The organism is Clostridium coskatii, assembly GCF_001675205.1.
Lineage (GTDB): Bacteria > Bacillota > Clostridia > Clostridiales > Clostridiaceae > Clostridium_B > Clostridium_B ljungdahlii.
In genome coordinates, this window is record NZ_LROR01000068.1 from 22505 (window position 1) to 28895 (window position 6391).

The 6391-nt window shown below is 30.1% G+C and carries 5 protein-coding genes; 1 reads left to right on the forward strand and 4 read right to left on the reverse strand.

Going from position 1 to position 6391, the window contains the following annotated elements; genetic code table 11:
• The 3 genes from CLCOS_RS16675 to alr all read right to left on the reverse strand — a co-directional run bounded on the left by CLCOS_RS16675 (position 1) and on the right by alr (position 3991).
• The gene (locus CLCOS_RS16675) at positions 1 to 1590 is read right to left on the reverse strand and encodes an ABC transporter substrate-binding protein (RefSeq protein ID WP_242867039.1); all 1590 of its coding nucleotides are present in this window, start codon (positions 1588 to 1590) and stop codon (positions 1 to 3) included.
• Between the two features lie 311 nt (positions 1591 to 1901).
• Positions 1902 to 2447 (reverse strand): helix-turn-helix domain-containing protein, encoded by a 546-nt coding sequence (locus CLCOS_RS16680; RefSeq protein ID WP_013237867.1) that lies wholly within the window; start codon positions 2445 to 2447, stop codon positions 1902 to 1904.
• A gap of 383 nt (positions 2448 to 2830) precedes the next feature.
• Positions 2831 to 3991, reverse strand: coding sequence for an alanine racemase (gene alr / locus CLCOS_RS16685; protein WP_063602484.1), 1161 nt, complete (start codon positions 3989 to 3991; stop codon positions 2831 to 2833).
• A 653-nt stretch (positions 3992 to 4644) separates the two neighbouring features.
• On the opposite strand from alr, the gene CLCOS_RS16690 reads away from it, so the two are divergent.
• Positions 4645 to 5961: a replication-associated recombination protein A gene (locus CLCOS_RS16690; protein WP_063602485.1), complete on the forward strand. Its 1317-nt coding sequence runs from the start codon at positions 4645 to 4647 to the stop codon at positions 5959 to 5961.
• A 99-nt stretch (positions 5962 to 6060) separates the two neighbouring features.
• Here the strand turns inward: CLCOS_RS16690 and eutM are convergent, their stop codons facing one another.
• Entirely contained in the window at positions 6061 to 6357 is a 297-nt protein-coding gene (eutM, locus tag CLCOS_RS16695) for an ethanolamine utilization microcompartment protein EutM (RefSeq protein WP_063602486.1), read from the reverse strand.
• Positions 6358 to 6391: the final 34 nt, after the last annotated feature.

Below are 6391 nucleotides of genomic sequence, written 5' to 3' on the forward strand. Positions count from 1 at the left end.
CTATTTGCTCATATCTGCTAAGTTGTATATTCCCTCTAACATTGGATTATAAACAAATCCTTTTACATTTTTGCTGATAGGTATAACAAAATCTTTTTGATATAGATAAACATAAGGTGCATCTTCTATAATTATCTTTTGTGCTTGATTATATAAATCCTCACGTTGTGATTGATCAGTTATAGATGCTGCTTTTCTAACTAAGGTGTCTACTGTAGGATTAACATAAAAAGCTCTGTTGCCTGCAAGTCCTTGATCATTTGAATCAAACCAATAATTCATGAACATAAATGGATCTGCATAATCTGGACTCCAAACACCAAGTGAAAGATCAAATTTTCCTGAATCAAGCATATCTCTCATAGTTGCATAAGCTACTTTACTTAAACTTACTGTTATGCCGATATCTTTCAGATTGCTTTGTATAATCAATGCTTCTTGTTCCCAGTTAGGGAATCTATCTGAGTAAAGTAGAGTGAGTTGTAAGTTGCTTACCCCTGCTTCTTTTAACAGTGATTTTGCTTTGTCAACATTTTTAGTGTATTTAAAAGCAGATGCATTGTATCCCCACAATCCTTTTGGTACAGGACTTGCTATCGGTGAAGCATAACCATGCATAACTTTACTTATTATCGAATTATAATCAACAGCATAGCTTATAGCTTGCCTTACTTTTGCGTTTTGAAGTGCAGGATTACCTTTTGTACAATTTAAATATACATAATCAACTAGTAAGCTTGACTTTTTCACAATTGAAACATTTTGATTACTTTTAAGTTTATCAATTTGATCGATATCTATTCCTTCTGCAATATCTACATCACCTTTTTCAAGTTCAAGTCTTGCTGATGAAGCATCTGCAACTAGTTTAAAATAAACGTCTTTTAAAGCTGGTTTTTTAGAATAGTTAGGATTTAAAGCAAGATGTATATAAGCTCCCTTTTTCCATTCAGTAAGTTCATAAGCACCACTTCCATCTGTATGAGTAGCCAAATAATTTTGAGCTCTATCACCATTTTGTTCATGACTCATAACTTTAGGATTTACTATACTACTATAGTTGGTAGCAAGCGTAGCTAAAAATTGAGGAAAAGCACTGTTTAAAACAAACTGAACAGTGTACTTATCTGGTGTATTTATAGTCTTTATTACTTTGAATGTATCAGCTGGTCCCTTCTTTAGAGCAAGTATTCTTTCAAAGGAAAATTTTACAGCATCTGATGTAACCTCTGTTCCATCTGCAAATTTATGTCCCTTGTCTAAATGAAAAGTCCATGTAAGTCCATCACCGCTTGTCTCCCATTTAGTTGCTAATGCTGGTTTTATGTCTGTAGATTCACCATTAAATTGTACAAGCCTTTCGTAAGCAGGATATGTTATTTTCCATGCCATATTATCCATCGTAACACCTGGATCCAAAGTTCCCATGTCTCCATTAATAGCAATAGTTAATTTACTTTTGTCTGATGAACTAGAACCATTTGCATTGCTTGATGAAGTTGTATTTCCACATCCTACTGAAAATGCAGCTAAACAAACTCCCATCAAAATTGCACATAATCTTTTTTTGTACATCTTTGTCTTCTCCATTTGTCCCCTCCACAAACTTATTTTTTTAAGTACTTATACATTCTTGTTAGATTCTATTTATCAAATACCATCTCCTTATTTTCAATATATTGAATTGGAAAGTTATAAAAATTCTGTTTGCCTATAATATTGTGTTTAATAATATCACTGTTTAATAATAATTTCAATGTTTTTTTGATAATTTTTATATTTTATTCTTATTCTTTTGATAATATGTTAATGAATGTAGCAGTAATTTGTTATATAGATATAAATAGAATGAAACTAGTCAGACTGTTTTTTCATCATAGTGAAAATAATCTTAAATACTTTTAAAAACTAGGTGGGGTCATGGCCCATATAGATATAACTTTTTCATTGCCAGCATTTATATATCTATGTGGTACATTACTATTAAAATATATGCTATCGCCTTCTTCTAAAATATGTTCTTTATTACCTAATTTAACTTTTAACGTTCCTTTAATTATATAACCACATTCTTCTCCCTCATGGCATATAAGATCTTTTGTATTACACTCTCCTGCATCTATTTCTACTAATAGATATTCTATTTTTCCCTTAATATTAGGTGACAATAGCTCATATGTTATTTTAGAATTAGGAAGAATTATCATTTTTCTTTTATCTTTTCTTACTACATTATCTTTTTCTTCATATTCATCTTCATCGAAAAAATAATTCATTGATACATTTAATGCTTTAGCTATTTTCCACAAGGTAGTTACAGAAGGTCCTGTTATGTTTCTTTCTACTTGACTTATGAGCCCTGTACTAAGTTTTGCCATTTCAGCTAGTTGCTCTATACTTATACTTTTTTCCTGCCTCAATTTTCTAATTTTAAATCCAAATTTCATAAAATTCACCCTTTATCCATTTAATTTTATTAGGTTGTGTAAAATTCTGTACTCTATGTTAAAAAATAATAACTCTATTTTACTAGATTTCTTATATTTTAACTACTACCTAATATAAAATAAATCATTACTAAATTTAAGATGTTTTATATAAATCTGAATAAATTTATATAGTTTTCAGCTGATATATATCAAATTATGACGTTTTATCCTATTACAAAGATATGCCAGCTATTAATGTGTCACAGAGTAAATTATTCAAGAACAACAGTTTGAAATAAACTAAGTACTTAAATTGTTAAGGTCTCAACGTTCTTTTCTCGTAATTATTTTATGTATTTTCTTTCTTTAAACAAATAATTATTATTCAACAAACCATTATTTTATATATAGTTTTTCACTTTTATAACGTGTCCATTTTTTATATATACCCTTGGGACTCTCTTATTCACCATACAAAGTACCTCATAGCTTATTGTACCTAAAAGTTTTGCTATATCCTCAGCATCAAATTTTACCTTTCCATCACTGCCCATCAGTATCACTTCATCTCCAATTTTCACATCTTCAATATCTGTGACATCAATCATACATTGATCCATACAAATATTGCCTATAACTGGTGCAAGCTTACCATTTATTATTACTTTTAATTTTCCAGATAAGATTCTAGTATACCCATCTGCATACCCAACTGGCAAAGTAGCTATAACAGTTCTTCGTTCAGTTTTAAATCTTCTTCCATATCCTACATACTGACCTTCATTTAAAGTTTTTAAGTATACAACGCTTGCCTTTAGTGTCATAACAGGCTTAATATCCAGCCTACTCTTGTCTACTTCATCTGAAGGATAATATCCATAGAGTATTATTCCAGGTCTTACTCCATCACAATAAGTCTCTGGCAAGTCTACTATTGCTGCACTATTAGAAATATCTCTAATCTTAATATTTAAACCTTTTTCTTTTAGCTCATTGACAAACCACCTATATTTATCAAATTGAAACTTCGAATATTTTTTATCTTTCTCATCTGCTGTAGAAAAATGTGAAAAAACACTTTCAATTTCAATATTGGAAATCTTACTTATTTTTACTGCTTCTTCTACATTATGCTCTGTTGGAAGAAACCCTATTCTTCCCATTCCGCTATCTACGGCAAGATGTACTTTTACTTTTTTGTTTTTGCTATTTGCATATTCAGATAAACTTTTTGCATATTCATATGAAAATACTACTGGTTCCAAACTGTATCCAATAAGGTCAGGAAACAACGTAGATGGAGTAACACCTAAAATATTAATTGGACAAGTTATTCCTCCTTTTCTCAACTCTATACCTTCACTTAAAACTGCTACGGATAATCTTGTTGCTCCATTTTCCAATAGTACTTTTGAAACTTCTAAAGCACCATGTCCATACGCATCTGCTTTAACTACTCCAAAAATTTCTTTTGTCATTGTTTTGGCTTTTATGTTTCTCATATTATATGCGAGGTTATCTAAATTTACTTCTGCCCATACAGGTCTGTAATTTCTAAACATATTAAATTTCTCCTTTTTTAAGTTTATAATTTTAACATATAGTATTTAAAAAATATTAATTTAATAAGCCTGCTAGGTCTTCAAGTACTGTATACCGCTTTCTTCAAAAATCATATAACTCTAATTTTTGAAGAGATCTATCATACCGGACTTATCTATTTGGCACCAATTTGTAAATTCATTAAAAAATGTACAATTATTAAATTTTTCTACGATTTATAAATTGTTATAATTATAGCACATAAAATATGATTAGTTTAAAAAATGTTTATTTTTTTTGCTATTTTTTTAAAATTATATTGTAAACTTTACATTATCGTCAGAAACTTAGTTTGAATTACTCTTATTTATTAATGCATTTTTATTTTTATTTAAAATACAAAATATTTAGACAATAGTTACTCCAACTAAAGCATTTAAATGTATGAATTTTTGAATAAGATACTAACAAAAATAAGAAGTGAATTTTAGTAAAAAATATAAAAATATCCTTCAAATTATCGTATATCCATTTCTGATTCAAAAGACTTCTTGAGTACATCTTTAAACAAATCAACATATGTAATAGAATACTTCAATATTGCTTTTATCATTAAAAACTATCAGTTTTGCAGTATAATAATATAGAATAATTTTAAAAGGATGGTGAAATTATGGATCTATTTGATTTTGCTAATAACAAAAATAATAAAGAATTAAAACCTTTAGCCGAAAGAATGAGACCAGAGACCTTGGAAGAATTTATAGGCCAAGAGCATATTTTAAGTAAAGGCAAAATGCTATATAGAGCAATAGTTACAGATAATATTTCCTCAGCTATTTTTTACGGACCACCTGGTGTAGGTAAGACTACATTGGCAAGAATTATAGCTAATACAACAAAGGCAAATTTTTATGAATTGAGTGCTGTAAATTCTGGTACATCAGATGTAAAGAAGATTATAAAGGAAGCAGATGATAACCAAAAATTTTATTCTAAAAAAACAATATTATTTATTGATGAAATACATAGATTCAACAAAGCCCAACAGGATAGTGTTTTAAATGCAGTTGAAAAAGGTATTATTATATTGATAGGTGCTACTACAGAAAATCCCTATTTTGAAATTAATAATGCCCTTCTTTCTCGTTCTATGATTTTTGAGTTTAAAAGTCTTTCCGAGAATAACGTTAAAGAAGCATTGAATAATGCCATCAAAAGTCCAAAAGGTTTTGGATATCTCAACATAGAAGTAGATCCTGAGGTGTTTGATTATTTTGCTGTAAATAGTAATGGTGATATAAGGAAGGCTTTAAATGCTTTAGATATAGCAGTTAGGACTTCATCCAGGAAGGAAGATAAAATTTTTATAACTGCTGACGATGCAAAAGAATGCATCCAGAGGAAAATGACATTGTACGATAAACAAGGTACATCCCACTATGATACTATAAGCGCTTTCATAAAATCACTTAGGGGAAGTTCTCCTGACGCAGCAGTATACTATCTCGCAAAAATGTTAGATTCTGGTGAAGATCCAATGTTTATAGCAAGAAGAATTACTATTCAAGCCTCAGAGGACGTAGGAAATGCTGATCCTATGGCTTTAGTAGTAGCTACAAATGCTATGAATGCTGTACATATGATAGGCATGCCTGAATGTAGATATGCACTATCTCAGGCAGCAATATACGTAGCATCAGCACCAAAATCAAATGCTTGCTGTGTTGCAATTGATTCTGCCCTCACAGATGTTAGAAAACGCAGAGATTCTGGAATACCTCTTTATTTAAGAGATGCCCATTACAAAGGTTCAGAGAAGTTAAGACACGGAATTGGATATTTATATCCACACTCATATGGAGGATTTGTAAATCAACAGTATTTGCCCGATTCTCATAAAGATACTGTGTATTATAACCCAACATCTAACGGATTTGAAGCTAAAATTAAAGATAGACTAATTAGACTTTGGGGTAAAAAAAAATAACTTACCTAAAACAAAATCCCCTTAAATCATCAATATAAGGGGATTTATACATTCTTTAATATTCATTTATATCTTACTAAATAAATAGTAAACTGTAATCTACTTTTCATCTTCCTTTAAATTAGTTTTAGGAAGGATAGTTTCAACTTCAACGTGTGGACGAGGAATAACATGAACAGAAACTAATTCTCCAACACGCTGTGCTGCAGCAGCACCAGCATCAGTAGCTGCCTTTACTGCTCCTACATCTCCTCTTACCATTACTGTTACAAGACCACCGCCAACATGTTCTTTTCCTACTAAATAAACATTAGCTGCCTTTACCATTGCATCTGCAGCTTCAATTGAACCTACTAAACCTTTTGTTTCAATCATTCCTAATGCATCATATTTCATTTTTATTTCCTCCTAATTTATAATTTATTTTTTT